General features: G+C 74.3%; 20 protein-coding genes. 9 read left to right on the plus strand and 11 right to left on the minus strand.

Translation table 11 applies throughout. The features are described from left to right. Window positions 1-18: 18 nt before the first annotated feature. Together ABT026_RS15130 and ABT026_RS15135 are read right to left on the minus strand one after the other, a co-directional pair. A complete protein-coding gene (locus ABT026_RS15130) occupies window positions 19-681 on the minus strand; it encodes a DUF1003 domain-containing protein (protein ID WP_351114810.1) in 663 nt (220 codons plus the stop codon). After that, window positions 671-1,987: a magnesium transporter MgtE N-terminal domain-containing protein gene (locus ABT026_RS15135; protein ID WP_351114811.1), complete on the minus strand. Its 1,317-nt coding sequence runs from the start codon at window positions 1,985-1,987 to the stop codon at window positions 671-673. Before ABT026_RS15135 ends, ABT026_RS15130 begins: the two co-directional genes overlap by 11 nt. A gap of 236 nt (window positions 1,988-2,223) precedes the next feature. On the opposite strand from ABT026_RS15135, the gene ABT026_RS15140 reads away from it, so the two are divergent. Further along, the gene (locus ABT026_RS15140) at window positions 2,224-2,946 is read left to right on the plus strand and encodes a hypothetical protein (protein WP_351114812.1); all 723 of its coding nucleotides are present in this window, start codon (window positions 2,224-2,226) and stop codon (window positions 2,944-2,946) included. A 79-nt stretch (window positions 2,947-3,025) separates the two neighbouring features. Here ABT026_RS15140 and ABT026_RS15145 read toward each other — a convergent pair whose 3' ends face one another. Both ABT026_RS15145 and ABT026_RS15150 read right to left on the minus strand, forming a co-directional pair. Beyond that, window positions 3,026-3,565 (minus strand): hypothetical protein, encoded by a 540-nt coding sequence (locus ABT026_RS15145; RefSeq protein ID WP_351114813.1) that lies wholly within the window; start codon window positions 3,563-3,565, stop codon window positions 3,026-3,028. A gap of 22 nt (window positions 3,566-3,587) precedes the next feature. Beyond that, on the minus strand, window positions 3,588-4,745 hold the full coding sequence (locus ABT026_RS15150) for a magnesium and cobalt transport protein CorA (protein ID WP_351114814.1): 1,158 nt from the start codon (window positions 4,743-4,745) through the stop codon (window positions 3,588-3,590). A 558-nt stretch (window positions 4,746-5,303) separates the two neighbouring features. Between ABT026_RS15150 and ABT026_RS15155 the strand changes: the two genes are divergently transcribed. The 4 genes from ABT026_RS15155 to ABT026_RS15170 all read left to right on the plus strand — a co-directional run bounded on the left by ABT026_RS15155 (window position 5,304) and on the right by ABT026_RS15170 (window position 8,519). Then, window positions 5,304-5,888: a suppressor of fused domain protein gene (locus tag ABT026_RS15155; RefSeq protein ID WP_351114815.1), complete on the plus strand. Its 585-nt coding sequence runs from the start codon at window positions 5,304-5,306 to the stop codon at window positions 5,886-5,888. 184 nt (window positions 5,889-6,072) lie between these two features. Further along, a complete protein-coding gene (locus ABT026_RS15160) occupies window positions 6,073-6,714 on the plus strand; it encodes a DUF6758 family protein (RefSeq protein WP_351114817.1) in 642 nt (213 codons plus the stop codon). 166 nt (window positions 6,715-6,880) lie between these two features. Continuing rightward, entirely contained in the window at window positions 6,881-7,771 is an 891-nt protein-coding gene (locus tag ABT026_RS15165) for a PHP domain-containing protein (protein WP_351114818.1), read from the plus strand. A gap of 142 nt (window positions 7,772-7,913) precedes the next feature. Further along, window positions 7,914-8,519 carry a MarC family protein gene (locus ABT026_RS15170; RefSeq protein WP_108954508.1) on the plus strand — a complete coding sequence of 202 codons (606 nt, stop codon included), beginning with the start codon at window positions 7,914-7,916 and terminating at the stop codon, window positions 8,517-8,519. Between the two features lie 93 nt (window positions 8,520-8,612). Here ABT026_RS15170 and ABT026_RS15175 read toward each other — a convergent pair whose 3' ends face one another. Then, the gene (locus ABT026_RS15175) at window positions 8,613-8,765 is read right to left on the minus strand and encodes a DUF8834 family protein (protein ID WP_351114820.1); all 153 of its coding nucleotides are present in this window, start codon (window positions 8,763-8,765) and stop codon (window positions 8,613-8,615) included. A gap of 198 nt (window positions 8,766-8,963) precedes the next feature. Between ABT026_RS15175 and ABT026_RS15180 the strand changes: the two genes are divergently transcribed. Then, on the plus strand, window positions 8,964-9,869 hold the full coding sequence (locus tag ABT026_RS15180) for an NYN domain-containing protein (RefSeq protein WP_351114822.1): 906 nt from the start codon (window positions 8,964-8,966) through the stop codon (window positions 9,867-9,869). 173 nt (window positions 9,870-10,042) lie between these two features. Here the strand turns inward: ABT026_RS15180 and ABT026_RS15185 are convergent, their stop codons facing one another. Next, on the minus strand, window positions 10,043-10,948 hold the full coding sequence (locus ABT026_RS15185) for an alpha/beta fold hydrolase (protein ID WP_351114823.1): 906 nt from the start codon (window positions 10,946-10,948) through the stop codon (window positions 10,043-10,045). Window positions 10,949-11,027: 79 nt separating this feature from the next. Continuing rightward, window positions 11,028-13,292 (minus strand): DEAD/DEAH box helicase, encoded by a 2,265-nt coding sequence (locus ABT026_RS15190; protein ID WP_502967980.1) that lies wholly within the window; start codon window positions 13,290-13,292, stop codon window positions 11,028-11,030. A 675-nt stretch (window positions 13,293-13,967) separates the two neighbouring features. Here ABT026_RS15190 and ABT026_RS15195 point away from each other — a divergent pair. After that, the gene (locus ABT026_RS15195) at window positions 13,968-14,723 is read left to right on the plus strand and encodes a ferritin-like fold-containing protein (RefSeq protein WP_351114824.1); all 756 of its coding nucleotides are present in this window, start codon (window positions 13,968-13,970) and stop codon (window positions 14,721-14,723) included. A gap of 114 nt (window positions 14,724-14,837) precedes the next feature. Here ABT026_RS15195 and ABT026_RS15200 read toward each other — a convergent pair whose 3' ends face one another. The 4 genes from ABT026_RS15200 to ABT026_RS15215 form a co-directional block, all read right to left on the minus strand. After that, complete coding sequence (locus ABT026_RS15200; protein WP_351114825.1) at window positions 14,838-15,122, minus strand: hypothetical protein; 285 nt, start codon at window positions 15,120-15,122, stop codon at window positions 14,838-14,840. A 130-nt stretch (window positions 15,123-15,252) separates the two neighbouring features. Continuing rightward, entirely contained in the window at window positions 15,253-15,480 is a 228-nt protein-coding gene (locus ABT026_RS15205; protein ID WP_351114827.1) for a DUF3107 domain-containing protein, read from the minus strand. 134 nt (window positions 15,481-15,614) lie between these two features. Beyond that, window positions 15,615-16,256 carry a TetR/AcrR family transcriptional regulator gene (locus tag ABT026_RS15210; RefSeq protein WP_108954502.1) on the minus strand — a complete coding sequence of 214 codons (642 nt, stop codon included), beginning with the start codon at window positions 16,254-16,256 and terminating at the stop codon, window positions 15,615-15,617. A gap of 270 nt (window positions 16,257-16,526) precedes the next feature. Continuing rightward, complete coding sequence (locus tag ABT026_RS15215; RefSeq protein ID WP_351114829.1) at window positions 16,527-16,757, minus strand: hypothetical protein; 231 nt, start codon at window positions 16,755-16,757, stop codon at window positions 16,527-16,529. Between the two features lie 272 nt (window positions 16,758-17,029). Here ABT026_RS15215 and ABT026_RS15220 point away from each other — a divergent pair, with 272 nt between their 5' ends. Together ABT026_RS15220 and ABT026_RS15225 are read left to right on the plus strand one after the other, a co-directional pair. Then, a complete protein-coding gene (locus tag ABT026_RS15220; protein WP_351114830.1) occupies window positions 17,030-18,070 on the plus strand; it encodes an alpha/beta fold hydrolase in 1,041 nt (346 codons plus the stop codon). A gap of 8 nt (window positions 18,071-18,078) precedes the next feature. After that, a complete protein-coding gene (locus ABT026_RS15225; RefSeq protein ID WP_351114831.1) occupies window positions 18,079-19,743 on the plus strand; it encodes a DUF3152 domain-containing protein in 1,665 nt (554 codons plus the stop codon). Window positions 19,744-19,907 lie beyond the last annotated feature (164 nt).

The following is a 19,907-nucleotide window of genomic DNA, read 5'->3' on the forward strand; positions in this document are numbered from 1 at the left end:
CGACGCCGGGCAGGGCCGTCAGCGGTCTTCTGCGTCACGTCCCCGCTCGTGGGCCGGGCGGTGCCCCGCGCGCTGCTCCTCCAGCTCCTTGAGCATGTCGTGCAGTTCCGAGCGGATCCAGTCGCGGGTGGCGACCTCGCCCAGGCCCATCCGCAGCGCGGCGATCTCCCGGGTCAGGTACTCGGTGTCGGCGATGGAGCGCTCGTTCTGCTTGCGGTCCTGCTCGAGGTTGACGCGGTCGCGGTCGTCCTGCCGGTTCTGCGCCAGCAGGATCAGCGGGGCCGCGTAGGACGCCTGGAGCGACAGCATCAGGGTCAGGAAGATGAACGGGTACTCGTCGAACCGCAGCGCCGAGGGCGCGGCGATGTTCCAGCCGACCCACAGGACGATCGCGAAGGTCATCCACACCAGGAAGCGGCCGGTGCCCAGGAAGCGGGCGATCCGCTCGGAGACCCGTCCGAAGGCGTCCGGGTCCCACTCGGGCAGCAGCCGGCGGCGGGGGCCCAGCGGAAGGTCCAGGCGCTCGCGGGTGCGGGTGCCGGTGGCGCCCGCCACGGACCGCGCCTCGCGCGCCTCACGCCTGTCCCGGGTCTCGCGGCGCTCCCGGCCGTGCGCCGTCGCCCGGCCGCGGCCGGGGGTGCGCTCGTCGCCGTGCCGGCGGTCCTCGCGGTCAGCTGCCATCCGCGGTGGCCTCCTTCGGCGCCTCGGCGAGGTGCTCGGCGGCCGGCGGCTCCTCCTCCAGGTGGTACTCGGTCTCCCGCCAGTCGTCGGGCAGCATGTGGTCGAGGACGTCGTCGACGGTGACCGCGCCCAGCAGCGACCCGTTCTCGTCGACCACGGGGGCCGCGACCATGTCGTAGGCGGCGAAGAAGCCCGCCACCACCGGCAGGTCGGCGGTGGGGGACAGCGCCTGCAGGTCGTCGTCGATGATCGAGCCGACCAGCGTGTACGGAGGGTCGCGCAGGAGCCGCTGGAAGTGGACGGTCCCGAGGTACTTGCCGGTGGGCGTGTCCTCCGGCGGGCGGCAGACGTAGACCTGCGCGGCCAGCGCGGGGGAGAGGTCGGCGTTGCGGACCCGGGCCAGCGCGTCGGCGACCGTGGCGTCCGGGCGCAGCACGATCGGCTCGGTGGTCATCAGACCGCCCGCCGTGCGGTCCTCGTAGGCCATCAGGCGGCGCATGTCGGCGGCGTCGTCGGGCCGCATCAGGCTCAGCAGCCGCTCCTTGTCGCCCTCCGGCAGCTCGGACAGCAGGTCGGCCGCGTCGTCCGGGTCCATCGCCTCCAGGACGTCGGCGGCGCGCTCCTCGGCGAGCTTGCCGAGGATCTCGATCTGGTCGTCCTCCGGCAGCTCCTCCAGCACGTCGGCCAGCCGGTCGTCGTCGAGCGCCGCGGCGACCTCGGCCCGGCGCTTGGCCGACAGGTGGTGCAGCACGTTGGCGAGGTCGGCGGGGCGCAGCTGCTCGAAGGTGGCCAGCAGGTTCTCCGCGCCCTGCCCCTTCTCCTCCAGCGACAGGCCGGTGACCGCGGACCACTCCACCAGGAACTGCTCGCCGGCCTTGCGGCGGAACGCGCCGCCGCGGCCGCCGCGCTGCACGAAGAGGCGGTCGACCTCCCACTCACGCCGTGAGGACAGCTGCTGCACCGACAGGTCCAGGACGGTGACCTCCTCGCCGGTCTCCTCCAGCCGCACCCGCCGGTCCAGCAGCTCGCCGAAGACCAGCCGCTCGGGCGGCCGCTGCTCGAAGCGGCGCACGTTGAGGACGCCGGTGGTGATCACCTGACCGGACTGGATGCCGGTGACCCGGGTCATCGGCAGGAAGATCCGCCGCCGGGTGGGCAGTTCCACGACCAGCCCCAGCAGGCGGGGAGCCTTGCGGCCCACCCGCAGCACCACGATCAGGTCCCGCACCCGTCCGACCTGGTCGCCGTTCGGATCGAACACGGCCACGCCCGCGAGGTGGGAAACGAAGATCCGCCCACCCGCCATGTACAGCCTCCTTCGTCAGGCCCCTCGTCGTCCCGTCCTTGCCCCGTGTTGCCCGGAAACGCCGCAGTGGGCGGGGATCAGGCTAGCCCGTACCGGTCCGGTACGCCCTGGTGAGGGGTCCGGACGGACTGCCTCCGTCTGCCCCGTCGGGCCCCCGGTACGCTGCCCCTCAGCCCGTCGAGACCGGATGAGAGGCAGCCGCGCCTGTGACCCCGATTCCCCAGCGTCGTACCCGCATGGCCTCCCGTGTCGCGGCGGTCTGCGCACTGGCCCTGGCGACGACGGGGCTCGCCGGGTGCGGGTCCGACCCGGACGAGGGGACCAACGGCGTCGGCAAGCTGGAGCCCGCCGCGATCCGCGACCGCGCGATGAAGGCGGCCGGCTCCGCGGGCTCGGTGCACCTGTCCGGCACGGTGATCACCAAGGAGGGCGGCGTCGAGCTGGACATGGAGCTGTCCGAGGGCGGCGGCCGCGGCGAGGTCACCTCCGGCGGCACCACCTTCGGTCTGCTGCGGATCGGGGAGACCCTGTACCTGCAGGCCGGCGCCGACTTCTGGAACCAGGCCGCGGGCGGCGACGGCAAGGGCGTCGAGGGCACCACGGCCGAGAAGCTGGACGGCAAGTACGTGAAGGTGCCCGAGAAGGACCCGGCGTACAAGCGGTTCAGCGGCTTCACCGACATGGACACCCTGCTGGACGGGCTGCTCGCCCTCGACGGCAAGCCGGCCAAGGACGACTACCACGAGGTCGGCGACGTCCGGACGATCCGCCTCAAGGCCGACGACGGCGCCGGCGGGCGGATGGACGTCTCCCTGCAGGGGACGGCCTACCCGGTGCGCGTGGAGCGGCCCGGTGGCGGCGGCACCCTCCGGTTCACCGACTGGGACAAGCGGATCGACCTCAGCGAACCGCCGAAGAACGAGCAGGTCGACTACGGGCAGGACCTGCCCGAGACGTAGGCGCCGGCCGCCGGAGGGGAGCGCCGGCCGCGGACGGCGGTGCGGCCGCTCCGCGGCAGAGGCGCGGCGCGCGGCCGGCTCAGCCCCGGCGCCGACGGCGGAAGAGCAGGCGCGGCAGCGCCGCCGGGACGGGCTCGCGGGTGGTGGCCGCGGTGGGCAGCGGCGCGGCGGCCAGGGCGCCCTCGGGGGCGGGCAGCGCGGCCCCCAGCGGCTCCAGACGCAGGACGCGGCACTCACGCGCCCACCGCCGCGGCATCTCCTCGGCGTCCGGGGCGTTGAGCCGCTTGCCCTTGAGCTCCCCGACGGCTTCCTCCCAGGCGTCGGAACCGGCTGTGAGCTCGGTGACCGCGGCCCGGCAGGACACCAGGCGCCCGCCCTTGTCCTTGGAACGCACCGTGAGGACCGCCTGCCCGCCGTCGGCCAGACCCGGCAGCGGCTGCTCGCCCGGCCCGTCGCCGGCCACGCAGACCGCGCCGTCGTGCCAGACGTGCCACAACGCCCGCTCGGGCCCCTGCGCGGACCCCGTGGGGCGCACCCACACCAGCGCGGACTTCTTCGCGGCCTCCTCGACGAGGGCCCGGTCGAACAGCTCGTCCGTCTTGTCACCAGCGGTCGTCATGGCAGCAGCCTAGCGAGCCCGCCTAGAGCCACCCGTTGCGCTTCAGGGTGCGGTGGATGCCCAGACAGATGACCACCGTGAAGCCCATGACGACCGGGTAGCCGTACTTCCAGCCCAGCTCCGGCATGTGCTCGAAGTTCATCCCGTACACGCCGCAGACCATGGTCGGCACCGCGACGATCGCCGCCCAGGAGGTGATCTTGCGCATGTCCTCGTTCTGCGCGACCGACGCCTGCGCCAGGTTGGCCTGCAGGATCGAGTTCAGCAGCTCGTCGAAGCCGATCACCTGCTCCTGCACCCGGGCCACGTGGTCGGCGACGTCGCGGAAGTACTTCTGGATGTCCGGGTCGATCAGCCGCATCGGCCGCTCGCTGAGCAGCTGCATCGGCCGCAGCAGCGGCGCCACCGCCCGCTTGAACTCCAGCACCTCGCGCTTGAGCTGGTAGATCCGCCCCGCGTCGGTGCCGCGCGGCGCGCTGCCGCGACGGCCGGGGCTGAAGACCTCGGTCTCCACGTCGTCGATGTCGTCCTGCACCGCGTCGGCGACCGCGAGGTACCCGTCCACCACGTGGTCGGCGATCGCGTGCAGCACCGCCGAGGGGCCCTTGGCCAGCAGCTCCGGGTCCTCCTCCAGCCGGCGCCGCAGGGAGCGCAGCGAGCCCCGGTCGCCGTGCCGCACGGTGATCAGGAAGTCCCGGCCGGTGAAGCACATGATCTCGCCGGTCTCGATGACCTCGCTGTCCGGCGTGAGGCAGTCGTGCTCGACGTAGTGCACCGTCTTGTAGACGGTGAAGAGGCTGTCGTCGTAGCGCTCCAGCTTGGGCCGCTGGTGGGCGCTGACGGCGTCCTCCACGGCCAGCGGGTGCAGCCCGAACTCCGCGGCGATGCCAGCGAATTCGTCCTGCGTGGGCTCGTGCAGGCCGATCCAGACGAAGCCCCCGTCGCGCCGTGCGGTGCGCATCGCCTCCTGCGGCGTCGGCGTGGAGTCGAGGACCAGGCGGCGCCCGTCGCGGTAGATGCCGCAGTCGACGACGGCCGAGGGCGCGGGCGGGACGGGCAGGACCGCCGGATCCAGGTGGGCCAGGGCCGCGGCGCCCCGCCGGGACGGCCGGACGCGCACCGAACGGGCGACGCGCTCGGAGGGACGGACCGCTGCGCGCAGGTCTCGGATCATCGACATGGCGGGGCTCCTTCGCTTTCGGCAACGAAAGGCCGAGCGTCCGACGGCCGGCTCCCCGGGGCCTCGTGACGCGGACGTCCGCCGTCACCCATGGGTCCGGCACGTCCGTGAAGCGGGGAGCGCCGCACCGTAGCGGCGTTCGAGCAGTCGCTGCTGATGCAGATCGAAAAGATCGACAAAGATCAGGCAGGCGAAACGAAGTGCTCTTCCCCGGCGTGGAGGAATCGGCTGACACCGCCGTGCTGAGCTACGGGGCGGTGGGAGCGGCGAGAACGCCGGAGCCGCGTCAGCGGCCGGAAGAGCGGGTGGTACTGCACGGTCGACTTCGGTCCATCGCAGCCCCACCTCCTCCGGCCGGTCCCTCGTGAGGGACGATCCATTCCCCTGGTGGGAGAGCGCGCACAGCGGCTCTCAGGGGGAGTATGACTGGCGTTCGGGACTCGATCGCGACGCTTGGCGTGCTGTCCCGGACTGCGGCCAGACTATCAGCCGAGGTGACTGTCAAGGTCTCCGCCCGTCCGCGCTTTGCGCGTTCCGGACGAGTTCTATGCTCGCCGCATGGCTGATGTTCTTCCCCTGGTCGAGGCGCGTCTGCGGACCGCGCTGGGCGAACCCGGCGCCCGGGCCGCCGTCACCTTCCTCGGCACGGACCGCGTCGAGGTGCTCCGCTTCACCGAGGGGGACCTCGTCCGGTACGCCACGCTCGGGATGTCCGCGCACCCCATGAGCGACCCCACGGCGATGGTCGCGGACCCGGTGAAGGGCCCGCGGGCCGAGCTGGTGCTGTCCGTGCGGGGCGGCGTCGCGGACACCGACAAGGTGCTCCGGCCGCTGGCCGTGCTCGCCGCCTCTCCGCAGGTGGAGGGGCTTGTCGTGGCGCCGGGCGGATCGCTGGACGTGGGCGAGCCGCTGTGGCCCGGGGCCCCCTTCACCTCCGTCCTGGTGGGCGAGCCCGGCGGGCTGGTGGAGGACCTGGAGCTGGACGCGCCGCTCGACCCGGTGCGGTTCCTGCCGCTGCTCCCGATGACCCCGAACGAGGCCGCCTGGAAGCGGGTGCACGGCGCGCAGGCGCTGCAGGAGCGGTGGCTGGCCCGCGGCACCGATCTGCGCGACCCGCTGCGCCGGTCGGTCGCCCTCGACTGAGTGACCGAAGTCACGCCGGGAAACCCGTCAACGGACGGCCGGAAGACGCCAGTTGGGACCTTGGCGCCGCCGGTCCGGGTGCCGCGGGTCGACGACGCGCGCCGGACCGCGCGCCACGCCGACCGGCCGCCGGACGGGTGATCGTCCTTGACGCGGCGCGGCCCAGGGAGGACCGTGGGACCTTATGAGGGGCGAACCCAGTTGCCCGAAGTGCGGTGGCCGGGTCAGGGCTCCCGGACTCTTCGCCGACGCGTGGCAGTGCGACGTGCACGGGGCGGTGCATCCGATGCAGCCCGTGATCCCGCCGAGCGTCGAGGCCCTCGGTGTGGTGGTGAACCGCACCCGGGTCCCCGTCTGGATGCCGTGGCCGCTCCCGGTCGGCTGGCTGTTCACCGGCGTGGCCGGCGCGGGCGACGACCGCAGCGGCGGGCGCGCCTCGGCGGTCGCCTGCTCCGGTCCTGGGCCGCTGGGCGGCATGGGCGAGCTGATCCTGGTGGCCGAGGAGCTCGGCGTCGGCCTCGGCGCCCGTTACGCGGGGATCGACGGACCGGACCCGGGCCCGCACATCGACGTCGGCAAGCCCGCCGAGGCCAAGCTGCACGCGGCCGGCCGGCCCACCCCGATGTGGCTGGTGGAGGGCGCCCCGGAGGACCGCGCGGTCTTCGCCGGCGAGGCGCTGGGGATGTGGCTGTGGGCCGTGGTGTGGCCCGAGCAGTCCGGACTCCTGATGTACGAGGAGCTGGTCCTCACCGATCTGCGCGAGGCGGGCGCCGAGATCGAGCTGGTGCCGTGCGGGGCGCTCTCGCCGCGCATCCTCGAACCCTGACGCGTCCGGGGACGGGCCCACGGACGGCCGCCCCCGTGCGGCATGCTCGTGACAGGTAGGAGTCGCCCCGTGCGACATGCCCGCGACAGGTAAGTGTCACCCACTCGGACGACCCCTTATCCTTGTGTCGACCTGTCCGTGCAAACCCTCGTCCGCTGGAGTCGCCGTGCGCATCGACCTGCACTGCCACTCCACCGCGTCCGACGGCACCGACACCCCCGGCGAACTGGTGCGGGCCGCGGCCGGCGCCGGTCTGGACGTCGTCGCGGTGACCGACCACGACACCACCCGGGGCCACGCCGAGGCCATCGCCGCGCTCCCCGAGGGCCTCACCCTCGTCACCGGCGCGGAGCTCTCCTGCCGCTGGGCCGAGCCCGGGTCCGACCCGGGCGACGGGATATCGCTGCACATGCTGGCGTACCTTTTCGACCCCGAGGAGCCCGCGCTGCTCGCCGAGCGCGAGCTGGTGCGCGACGACCGCGTTCCGCGCGCCCGCGCCATGGTGGCGAGGCTGCGCGAGCTGGGCATCGACGTCACCTGGGAGCAGGTCGCCCGCATCGCCGGCGACGGCTCCGTGGGCCGCCCGCACGTGGCCACCGCCCTGGTCGAGCTGGGCGTCGTCGCCTCCGTCGACGAGGCCTTCAGCGGACACTGGCTGGCCGACCGCGGCCGGGTCTGGGTGCCCAAGCACGAGACCGACCCCTTCGAGGCGATCCGCCTGGTCAAGGCGGCCGGCGGCGTCACCGTCCTCGCCCACCCCGGCGCCGCCAAGCGGGGCCGGACGGTTCCGGAGTCCGCGATCGCCGCCATGGCCGAGGCCGGCCTCGACGGCATCGAGGTCGACCACATGGACCACGACCCGGCCACCCGCGCCCGGCTGCGCGGCCTCGCCGCCGAGCTGGGCCTGCTGGTCACCGGCTCGTCCGACTACCACGGCACCCGCAAGACCTGCGTCCTCGGCGAGAACCTCACCGACCCCGAGGTCTACGGCGAGATCATCCGCCGTGCCTGGGGCGCCTTCCCGGTCCCGGGCGCCGGCGGACCCTCCGCCGCCTGACCCGGCGCCGCGGACCCACCCGGTCCGCGGTCCCGCCGCGTCCGGCCTCCCTCACCCCCCACGTCCCACGCCGCGTCGCGCCGTGCCCTGCCCGGGCGCGCCCCGACGGCGGCGTTCCGCACCATCCGCAAGGCCATTCACCGTGTTCGACGTCGCCGTTTTCGGTTCCCTCTTCCTCACCCTCTTCGTGATCATGGACCCGCCGGGGGTCACCCCGATCTTCCTCGGCCTCACCGCGGGCCGGCCCACCGCCGTCCAGAAGCGCATGGCGCTTCAGGCGGTCCTGGTGGCCGGCGGCGTGATCGCCCTCTTCGGCCTGACGGGCCAGCACATCCTCGACTACCTGCACATCTCGGTGCCCGCCCTGATGATCGCGGGCGGCGTGCTGCTCCTGCTGGTCGCGCTCGACCTGCTCACCGGCAAGACCGACGAGCCGCAGCAGACCAAGGACGTCAACGTGGCTCTGGTCCCGCTGGGCATGCCGCTGCTGGCCGGGCCCGGCGCCATCGTCTCGGTGATCCTCGCCGTCGAGAAGGCGGGCGACGTCGGCGCGCAGGTCGGCGTGTGGACGGCGATCCTCGCCATCCACGTGGTGATCTGGCTGGTCATGCGCAACTCGCTGCTGGTGGTCCGCCTGATCAAGGAGGGCGGCGTGGTCCTGGTGACCCGGCTGTCGGGCATGCTGCTCGCCGCCATCGCCGTGCAGCAGATCATCAACGGCGTGACCCAGGTGGTCCAGGGCTCCTGAAGCCGGGGCCGCGGCAGGCCGGAAAAGCACTGCGGCCCGGTGGGAAGCCTCCTTCGTGGGGGCTGCCCGCCGGGCCGCGGTGGTTCGGAAATGTTATGAGGCCGCTGTGTCGGCCGGACGGATCCAGAGGCGCTGGCCGATCTCGGCGGCCTGCTGCACGATCCCGTTGACGGAGGCGGCGTCCACGACGGTGCTGTCGACCGGTCGGCCGCTGGCGTCGTCGAGACGCAGAATCTCGAAGCGCATGCTTCTCCCTTCCCACGTCGGTATGTACCGGGTACAACACCCGAACCGGGCGGGAAGATTCCCTAGCTAAGGAAAAATTTCGGCCGCCTAAGTAAGTTCCCGTATACCCGCAGGTCACGGGACCATGTGGGCGCGTGGCCGGAACCGGGTGAGACCGGTTGTGTCCGCTCAGTGACCGCCGGGACAATGGGCCCCGGTATGAATGACGACCTCGCGGCGCTGACCGCAAGCATCGAGAGCACCAACGAGTTGCTCAGGCGTGTCCTCACCGCACTGGACAGGACGCAGTCCGCGCCGCAGTCCACCCACGCCCTCTTCGTGGACGCCGGCTACCTCTACGCCGCCGCCGGCCGGCTGGTGGTGGGCACCGAGGACCGGCGGGCCTTCGAGCTGGACACCGAGGGCGTGATCGCCGCGCTCATCGACAAGGCCGCGCTCCTCTTCCAGGACAGCCGGCTGCTGCGGGTGTACTGGTACGACGGCGCCCGCCGTCGCATCCACACCGCCGAGCAGCAGGCGATCGCCGAGCTGCCCGACGTCAAGGTCCGCCTCGGCAACCTCAACGCCAACAACCAGCAGAAGGGCGTCGACGGGCTGATCCGCTCCGACCTGGAGGCCCTGGCGCGCAACCGGGCCATCACCGACGCCGCGCTGCTCGGCGGCGACGAGGACCTGGTGCCGGCCGTGGAGGCGGCGCAGGAGTACGGGGCGCGCGTCCACCTCTGGGGCATCGAGGCCCCGGACGGCCGCAACCAGGCCGAGCCGCTGCTCTGGGAGGTCGACAGCGAGCGCACCCTGGACCTTCAGTTCCTCAAGCCCTACGTCTCGCGCCGGGCCACGGTCGCCTTCGAGGCGGCGGCGGCCCGGCCGACCTGGGAGGACGTCCGATTCGTCGGCGCGCAGATCGCCGCGCGCTGGCTCGCCGAGCGCGGGCCGGCGGCGATGGAGGCGCTGCTGACCGAGCAGCCGTACCTGCCCGGGTCCGAGGACCAGGCCCTGCTGGTGCAGGCCGAGGGGCTGCTCGGCTACTCCCTGCGCGGGCAGTCCGACCTGCGCAGGGCGCTCAGGGACGGCTTCTGGGACCGCCTGCGCACCGTGCGCTGAGAGCCGGTCCGCGGGCACGAGCCGGTCCGCGGGCACGGTGTGCGTGGTGCGTGGTGCGTGGTGCGTGGTACGTGGTGCTGCCGTGTGCGGCGACGGGGCGTCGGGTGGGCCCGCGCGCACTGGGCCGTCGCGCGAGGACCGTCGCGTGCGGCGGTCTCCGGTGTCCGGGGCGGTCAGCCGCCGGCGGCGGGGGACGGGCCGTCGAGCGGGACGTCGTCCCAGAAGCCGGCGATCGCGCGGGCGGTCTCCTCGGGGCGGTCCACGTTCGGGGAGTGCTCCGCGCCCTCGACGACGGTGCGGCGGGCCCCGAGACGGACGGCCATGTCGTCGAAGAGCTCCACCGGCCACACGTCGTCGCGGGCGCCGGAGAGGACGTGACAGGGCAGGCCCACGGCGGCGAGCTCCCCGACCCGGTCCGGCTCCTCGCACAACTGGCGCCCGGTGGCCAGCAGCTGGGCCGGACGGGTGCGCAGCCAACGTTCCCGCAGCGGCCTGGTGTCGGGCTGCTCGGCCAGCGCCTCGGGCGCGACGGTGGCCTCCATCGCCTGCATGACGTCCCAGACCTGCTCCATCGACAGCGAGGACAGCGCCTCGCGGAGCATGGTGACGCGCTGCCGCTGGGAGTCGGAGATGTGGGCCGGACCCGAGGACATCAGCGTGAGGCTGCGGAACGGGGAGGCGTCCCGCAGGACGGCGGCGCGGGAGATCTGCCCGCCGAGCGAATGCCCCAGCAGATGGATCCGGGCGCCCGCCGCCTCCGCCAGGGTGTGCGCCTGGGAGAGCAGGTCCTGGGCCAACTCGCTCTGCGCGTACGCCTTCTCGTCGTGGTCGGGCCCCTCCGACTCGAACTGACCGCGTCCGTCCACGGCCACCGTGCGGTAGCCGCGGGCCGCCAGCGGGGCGTGCAACGCGATGAAGTCCTCCTTGCTGCCGGTGTACCCGGGCAGCAGCAGGGCGGTGCCGCGGTGCGCCGCGCCGGGGGCGGAGGGCATCTCGATCGCGGCGAACTCCCCGCGCGAGGTCGCCAGTTGGAACGTGCGCGCGCCGGGCGGGGGAGTGAAGGTGTCGGGCCTGCTCATGGCGGTCAGATTACCGAGCGGTCCCAGGAACGCCGACGGCCCGGCTCCCCCGAGGGAACCGGGCCGTCGGGCGGGAGCCTCAGCTCTCGGCCGGCTGCGCCGCCTTGCGGGGCGAGCGGCGGCGCGGCTTGGTCTGCGCCTCCTCGCCCGCCTGGGCGGGGATCTCGGCGACCGGGGCCGCCTCGGCCGTCTTGCGGGTGCGGCGCTTGGGCGCTGCTTCCACGGCCTCGACCGTGTCCGCGACGGCCTCGGCCTGCGCGGGGGCGGCGGCCTTGCGGGTGCGGCGGCGCGGCTTGGCCTCGGCGTCGGCCGGGGCCTCCACCGGGGTGACCTCGGCGGTCTCCGCCGGAGCGGCGGCCTTGCGGGTGCGGCGCTTCGGCGCGGCCTCCACGGGCTCGACCGTGTCGGCCACGGCCTCGACCGGAGCGGCGGCCTTGCGGGTGCGGCGCTTGGGCGCGGCCTCCACTGCCTCCACGGTGTCCGCGACGGCCTCGGCCTGCGCGGGGGCGGCGGCCTTGCGGGTCCGGCGGCGCGGCTTGGCCTCGGCGTCGGCCGGGGCCTCCACCGGGGTGACCTCGGCGGTCTCCGCCGGAGCGGCGGCCTTGCGGGTCCGGCGCTTCGGCGCGGCCTCCACGGCCTCGACCGTGTCCGCGACCGCCTCGGGGGCGGCGGCCTTACGGGTGCGGCGGCGCGGCGCGGCCTCGGGCTCCACGGGGGCGGCCTCGGCGACCGGCGCGGTCTGCGCGGCGGCCTCCGTCACGACGCCCTCGGTGGCGCCGGCGCCCGCACGGGTCCGGCGACGGCGGCGCGGGGCGGCCTCGGTGCCCTCGGCCGTCTCGACGGCCGCCTGAGCGGCGGGAGCCGCTGCCTGGACGGGGACCTCGACGGGAGCGTCCACGGCGGCGGTCGCCGCGGCGGCGGCCTGGCTCACCGGGGCGCCGTTGCGGGTGCGGCGACGGCGACGCGGGGCGCGCGGAGCGCGCTCGCCCTCGGCGGCCTCCGTCGCACCGGAGCCCTCGCCGCGCGACGGACGCTCGTCGCGGGAGCCACGATCGTCACGGGAGTCACGGTCGTCACGGGACGGACGCTCGTCCCGCCCGCCACGGCCACGGCCGCCACGCCCACCGCGGTCACGGTCGCCCTTGCGGCCGCCCGGCTCGCCCAGGTCCTCGATCTCCTCGGCGCCGAGGCCCGCACGCGTCCGCTCGGAGCGCGGCAGTATGCCCTTGGTGCCCTCGGGGATGTTCAGGTCCGAGAAGAGGTGCGGAGACGTCGAGTACGTCTCCACCGGGTCGTTGAAGCCGATGCCCAGCGCCTTGTTGATGAGCTGCCAGCGCGGGATGTCGTCCCAGTCGACGAAGGTGACCGCGGTGCCCTTGGCCCCGGCGCGGCCGGTGCGGCCGACGCGGTGCAGGAAGGTCTTCTCGTCCTCGGGGGACTGGTAGTTGATGACGTGCGTGACGCCCTCGACGTCGATGCCGCGCGCGGCGACGTCGGTGCAGACCAGCACGTCGACCTTGCCGTTGCGGAAGGCCCGCAGCGCCTGCTCACGGGCGCCCTGGCCCAGGTCGCCGTGCACGGCGCCGGCGGCGAACCCCCGGCGCTGCAGCTGGTCGGCGATGTCGGCGGCGGTGCGCTTGGTGCGGCAGAAGATCATCGCCAGCCCGCGGCCCTCGGCCTGCAGGATGCGGGCGACCATCTCGGGCTTGTCCATGTTGTGCGCGCGGTAGACGAACTGCTTGGTGTTCGCGACCGTCTTGCCCTCGTCGTCCGGCGACGTGGCGCTGATGTGCGTGGGCTGCGACATGTAGCGGCGGGCCAGGCCGATGACCGCGCCCGGCATGGTCGCCGAGAACAGCATGGTCTGGCGCTTGGCCGGAAGCATGTTGATGATCTTCTCGACGTCCGGCAGGAAGCCGAGGTCGAGCATCTCGTCGGCCTCGTCGAGGACCAGGCTGCGGACGTGCTTGAGGTCGAGCTTCTTCTGGCCGGCCAGGTCGAGCAGTCGGCCCGGGGTGCCGACGACCACGTCGACGCCCTTCTTGAGGGCCTCGACCTGCGGCTCGTAGGCGCGGCCGCCGTAGATCGCCAGGACGCGGACGTTGCGGACCTTGCCGGCGGTCTGCAGGTCGTTGGTGACCTGGGTGCAGAGCTCGCGGGTGGGGACCACGACCAGCGCCTGCGGCGCCTCGGTCAGGTCCTCCGGCTTCGCCCGCCCGGCCTCGACGTCGGCGGGGACGGTGACCCGCTCCAGGAGCGGCAGGCCGAAACCGAGGGTCTTGCCCGTGCCGGTCTTGGCCTGGCCGATGACGTCCGAGCCCGAAAGGGCCACGGGGAGCGTCATCTCCTGGATGGGGAAGGGGGTGACGATGCCGACGGCCTCGAGGGCCTCGGCCGTCTCAGGAAGAATTCCGAGATCGCGGAACGTGGTAGTCAGGGTGCTGCCTCTTCTGTGTGCGCGGCGCGAGGCGAGCGCGGGGGATCAACCGTGCCGAGCACGGCCGTACCGAACCGGAAGGACGTCGTCGGCCCTGCTTCGGGGCGGGCCTGTGGCACGGGACCACGCCGACGCTCCAGCACTCGTACCGCTGAGGGTCCCCTCCGTGGCCGCACGCGGAAGGCCTGCGGGCGAGGAGGGCTGTCGGGTCGGAGCCGATCGGGCCACCGACCGGGCATCCTCATTCATGCGGCCCGCCGGATACGAGCGGGCGCAATACCACCATACCCCGGAATCGCGCACATGCGACGGTCGATTCGGTGACGTTGTGGTCCTCACACCACCCCGGCGCGCGCCGTGCGCCTCCGCGCCCGCGCACGCCCTCGGCGGCGGTCCGCCGGTGCGCGGCGTGCCCGCACGTCACCGCCCCGGGCGTGCCGCCGTGACGTGAAGGACGGCGACGGAGGCGACGAGGAGGACGCCTGCGCGGACGACCGCGCGGACGACGAGGAGGGTGGCAAGGGGGCGGCGAGGAGGACGGTGACGGTCGGGGCACCGGGCGGGCGGACTATCGTTCGTTTCATGACGACGCCTGACAACGCCACCGGCCAGACCGACGCCCTCGCTCCGGAGGCCGCGACCCAGAAGGTCGCCGCGCAGACCTGGGAGCAGGCCTCCGCAGACCCGCAGTACCGCGCCGCCGTCGTGGACCTGCTGGGAGCGCTCGCGTACGGAGAGCTGTCGGCGTTCGAGCGGCTCGCCGAGGACGCGAAGCTGGCGCCGACCCTGGCCGACAAGGGCGAGCTGGCCAAGATGGCCTCCGCCGAGTTCGGCCACTTCGACCGGCTGCGGGCGCGCCTCGCGGAGATCGACGTCGACCCGGAGGAGGCGATGGCCCCGTTCGTCGCGGCCCTGGACGGCTTCCACCGGCAGACGGCGCCCTCCGACTGGCTGGAGGGCCTGGTCAAGGCCTACGTCGGCGACTCGATCGCGGCCGACTTCTACCGTGAGGTCGCGGTGCGGCTGGACTCCGACACCCGCGAGCTGGTGCTGGCGGTGCTCGACGACCTCGGCCACGCGGAGTTCGCCGTGGAGAAGGTGCGGGCGGCCATCGAGGTGGACCCGCGGGTCGGCGGACGCCTCGCGCTGTGGGCACGCCGGCTGATGGGCGAGGCGCTGTCGCAGTCCCAGCGGGTGGTCGCGGAGCGGGACGCGCTCTCCACCATGCTGGTCGGTGGCGTCGCGGACGGCTTCGACCTCGCGGAGGTGGGCCGGATGTTCTCCCGGATCACCGAGGCCCACACCAAGCGCATGGCCGCCCTGGGGCTCGCCGCCTGACGTTTCCCGGCAGCGGTGGCAGCGGTGGCAGCGGCGCCGGCGGTGGCTGTGTCGCCGGTGGTGGCTGTGGTGGCAGCCCGGGCCGACGGTCGGCCGGCCGGGGCCGCCGGTCGGTCAGGCGGCCGGGGGACGGGCTGCTGGCCGGCGGGCGCCGGTGTGCCGCGGGCGCAGCAGCAGCGAGACCGCGGCCGCGGACAGCGCCGCCGCGCCGAGCAGCAGGGGCGCGACCCGGCCGGGGGCCAGGGCCGCGTACGTGACCAGCGTGCCGAGCAGGGCGCCCGCCACCCCCGTGGGCAGGACCACGCCCGCGGGCGGCAGCCGGTGCGGGAGCCGGTGGACGGCCGCGTAGGCGAGCAGGAGCCCGATGAGCACCGAGGCCGGCGCCGCGAGGAAGAACATGGCGGGTCCCTTCACCAGGAGCGTGCACGGAAGGTCCCCGTGTGACTACCCGCCCATCACGTCCCGCACACGCCGAAGGGCCGGACGGCTCAACGCCGTCCGGCCCTTCACGTGCGTGTCCGCCCGCCGCTTACAGCGCGCCGAAGCCCACCTTGCGGGGAGCCGGCTCGCCCAGCTCGACGTAGGCGAGACGGTCCGCCGGGACCAGGACCTTGCGGCCGTGCTCGTCCACCAGGGTCAGCAGCGCCGACTTGCCGGCGAGCGCCTCGGCCACGAGCCGCTCGACCTCCTCGGCGCTCTGACCGCTCTGCAGAACGATCTCGCGGGGCGCGTGCTGCACGCCGATCTTGACCTCCACGGCCTTGTCCCTCCGACGGTCAGTGGTGCGCGGACATCTCGCTTCCGTCCGCGCCGTACCCCGGACACATTAGTCCAGGCGGGGTCCTTCCCGGGGTGTCGCCGGGCGCCGGGCCCGCGGGGGGCCCGGCTCGCTCAGGCGTTCTCGGTGCCGTGCAGCGGGAACCCGGCGATGCCGCGCCAGGCGAGTGAGGCCAGCAGCTGCACCGCCTTGTCCCGCGGCACGCTGCGGTCGCTGTGCAGCCAGGCCCGCGCCACCACCTGGGCGAGACCGCCCAGGCCGGAGGCCAGCAGCATCGACTCCTCGCGGGAGAGCCCGGTGTCCTCGGCGATGACGTCGCAGATCGCCTCGGCGCACTCGTTGGTCACCTTGTCCACGCGCTCGCGCACCGCGGGCTCGTTGGTCAGGTCCGACTCGAAGACCAGGCGGAACGCGCCGCCGTCGTCCTCCACGTACGCGAAGTAGGCGTCCATGGTCGCCCGGACGCGCTGCTTGTTGTCGTGCGTGGAGGCGAGCGCCGCGCGCACCGACTCGATCAGCGCGGCGCAGTGCTGGTCCAGCAGGGCCAGGTACAGCTCGAGCTTGCCGGGGAAGTGCTGGTACAGCACCGGCTTGCTGACGCCCGCCCGCTCGGCGATGTCGTCCATGGCGGCGGCGTGGTAGCCCTGGGCGACGAAGACCTCCTGCGCCGCCCCCAGCAGCTGGTTGCGCCGGGCTCGGCGCGGAAGCCGGGTGCCGCGCGGGCGTGCCGCCTCTGTCTGCTCGATGGCTGTCACGCCGCCTCCCAAGATCGTCCGTACGCGGCGTGGGCCGCAGCACCATCGTACTTTTCGGTAACCGTCCTGTGCGTCCTGCGACCGGAGAAATTCACCGGGCGGTGAGAGACCCCCGGGGACGGGGCGACGCGGGCGGTGCGGACGACCGTTGCGGGCCGGTCCGCCCGGCGGTTCCCCGGGGCGCTGCCCCGGCCGCCCCGGCCGCCCCGGCCGCCCCGGCCGCCCCGGCCGCCCCGAACCCGTGCGGGGCCTCGTCCGGCGGTCCCGAGGTCAGCGGTAGTCGTCCTCGTCGAGTTCCACCACCCTCGCCTGCTCGGCGAGGTCCGCCTCGGCGGCGCGGTCGCCCGCCTCGCCGCGTACCGGCTCGTCCTTGGCGGGCCGGACGTCCGCGGCCTGCTCGGCCGCGTCGTGCTCGGGGGCCTCGACGTCGATCTCCGGGGCGGCTTCCTCCTGCTCCTCCTCGTGGACGAAGGTGTCCGGGTCGGTCGGGTCGACAGGCATGGTGGGGCTCCCTTCGGTGGGGTTCCGGTCCGTGTCGTCCGGTGCGGCGGACCGCTCCGGACGGGGTGCCCTGTGGGGTCGAGCCTAGGAGACACCCGGCGCAGGCGCGATGCCTCCGCGTGCGGATGTGTGCCCGGGGCCGCCCGGATCACACCGGCCCGTCCGCGGAGATCCGGGCGGGATCGCACCGGCCCGTCCGTTGTGACGGCCCCCACACCACCGGGGGCCGCCGGTGCGCCTGGCGGCACGTGATCGTCTCGTAACATTGGCGCATGTCTTCGACCGATGCCCCCGTCCCGCCCGCAGGCACCGTGCTGCCCCGGGTGGGCCCGGTCGCCGCGGCCGGCGAGCGGATCAGGCCGGTCGCGCTGCGGGGCATGACCCTGTCGGTCCGCTCCCGTCCGGCCTCGCGCGAGGGCGTCGAGCCGGCGCTGTTCGTGCACGGGCTGGGCGGTTCCTCGCAGAACTGGTCTGCGCTGATGCCGCTGCTGGACGACCTGCTCGACTGCGAGGCCGTCGACCTGCCCGGCTTCGGCGACTCGCCGCCGCCGGACGACGGCGACTACTCGCTCGCCGGCCACACCCGCGCCGTCGTCCGCTACCTGGAGCACTCCGGGCGCGGCCCGGTGCACCTCTTCGGCAACTCGATGGGCGGCGCGGTCGCCACCAAGGTCGCGGCGCTCCGTCCCGACCTGGTGCGCACGCTGACTCTGGTCTCGCCCGCGCTGCCGGAGCTGCGCGTGCAGCGCAGCGCGGTGCCGACCGGACTGATGGCGGTGCCCGGCGCGACGGCCCTGTTCACCCGCCTCACCCGCGGATGGACGCCCGAACAGCGGGTGCGCGGGGTGCTGGGGCTGACCTACGGGGACCCCGGACGGGTGACCGAGGAGGGTCTGGCCGCCGCGGTGGCGGAGATGGAGCGGCGGCAGCGACTGCCCTACTTCTGGGACGCCATGACCCGTTCGGCCCGCGGCATAGTCGACGCGTACACCCTGGCCGGACGGCACCGGCTGTGGCGACACGCCGAGCGTGTCGCCGCCCCCACCCTGCTCGTCTACGGGGGCCGTGACCGGCTGGTCTCCTTCCGGATGGCCCGCCGGGCGGCCCGCGCGTTCCGCGGTTCGCGGCTGCTGGCGCTGCCGGAAGCCGGACATGTGGCCATGATGGAGTGCCCGGACACGGTCGCCCGGGCCTTCCGCGAGTTCCTCGCCGACGCCGGCGCCGGCACGGTCGGGGAGTCCGGTGGGGATGCCTGGGAGCACCGTCCGGGCGAGACCGACGATGTCCTGGCCGTGACAGACACCGAAAGCTGAGGGAGCGCGTGGGACGGCACAGTCGCCGGGGGCCGGCCAGGCCCGCAGATGCCGCGAGCCCGGCCGCGGCCGCCCCTCACGACCCGCGGGGCGCCGCAGGCGTCGCCGGGGCGTCGCGTTCCGCCGGGGCGTCCGGCTCGGCCGGGGCGGCCGACGTCCCGGACGCCGAGGACGGCTGGAGCCCCTGGGAGCCGCCCTCGCGGCAGGTTCCCGGGGCGCCCGCCCCGTCGCCCCACGGCCGGGGCGGTCCGCCGCCCCCCGCGCCCTCCGTGCGCGGCGGCCACCCCGAGGACCACGGCGGGCGGCCCCAGGGCGGGCACCCCCACGGCGGGCGGCCTCAGGACCACGGCGGCCACCGCCAGGGGTACGACGGGCGGTCCCCGGACCAGGGCGGACCGCCCGGGTACGCGGGGTCGCGCGGGCCGCGGGAGCAGGACGGCGGCTGGGACACCTGGGCGGAGCAGCCCCGTGACCTGGTGGCCCGGACCGAGGGCCTGGCGGCGATGGACCAGCGGCCGCCGTACTACGACACGCTCGACGACCGCGGCCGGTACCGGCCGGCCGCCGGGCCCGGTGCGCAGGGCGGCCGCGGCGCCGCGACCCGCCCCGGGGGCGGTGACGGCCCCGGAGCCGACGGCGGTCCCGGGGCCGGTGGCGGCTCCAGGTCCGGTGACGGCCGGGGGTTCGACGGCGGTCCCGGGTCCGGCGGCGGTCCGGCGTTCCCCGACGGGCCCCGGTATCCGGAGGGGCCCGGCGGTCGCGCGGACGGTCCGGACGGTCCGGACGACGATGGCGACATGGTCCCGGCGTCGTCCGCGTCCCGTCCCGCACCACGTCGCGTCGGGCCGCGACGCGGGCACAAGGGCCGCCTGTTCACCGGCGCGCTCGCGCTCGCGGTGCTGGTGGTCCTCGGGGTCACCGTCTCCGAGCAGGTCGCCGACGACCGGGCCCACTCGGTGCGCGGCGCGCATGCCGCCGGGGTGTCGGGGGCGTCGGGGGAGAAGGGGCAGCCCGTGGGAGCCACGGACCCCTCCCCGCTGCCGTCGGCCTGGAACCTGGACGGTCTCTCCTACAAGCAGCGGATGGGCCTGGTCTACGACCTCAGTCCGACGCTCGCGGGCCCCGGCACCTTCACCTCGGTGCCGGGCACCGAGGAACCCCCGCGTGAAGGCGACGAGTTCACCTACCGCGTGGACATCGAGGACGAACTGGGCCTGAACGGCGAGCTGTTCGCCGAGGCCGTGCACAAGACGCTGAACGACGACCGCAGTTGGGCGCACGACGGCCTGGCGTTCAAGCGGGTCCCCAAGGGGGCCGACAAGGCCCCCGACTTCGTGATCACCCTCGCCAGCCCGGGCACCACCGCCGAATGGTGCGCCCGGTCCGGCCTGGACACCACCGTCGACAACGTCTCCTGCGACTCCGCGTCCACCTCCCGCGTGATGATCAACGCCTACCGCTGGGCGCGGGGTTCGGAGACCTACGGCGACCGGCTCATCCACTCGTACCGGCAGATGCTCATCAACCACGAGGTGGGCCACCGCCTGGGCTACGGGCACGTGGAGTGCGCCAAGGACGGCGGGCTGGCTCCCGTGATGCAGCAGCAGACGAAGTTCCTGGACCACGACGGCATCCACTGCCGGCCGAACGCCTGGGCCTACCCGAACGGCTGAGCGCCGCGGCCGACCCGGCCGACTGATCCGGCCGACTGACTGGGTCGGCTGATCCGGATGCCCGGTGCGTGCGCCCGCGCGCGCACGGCGCGCGACCATACCGTCGCTGTGCGCTACAAAACGCCCCGTGACAGGGAAAGTTACGGGCGTTCACCCCTTCCGGT

It is taken from the genome of Streptomyces sp. NPDC002734, from assembly GCF_040295685.1.
Taxonomy (GTDB): domain Bacteria; phylum Actinomycetota; class Actinomycetes; order Streptomycetales; family Streptomycetaceae; genus Streptomyces.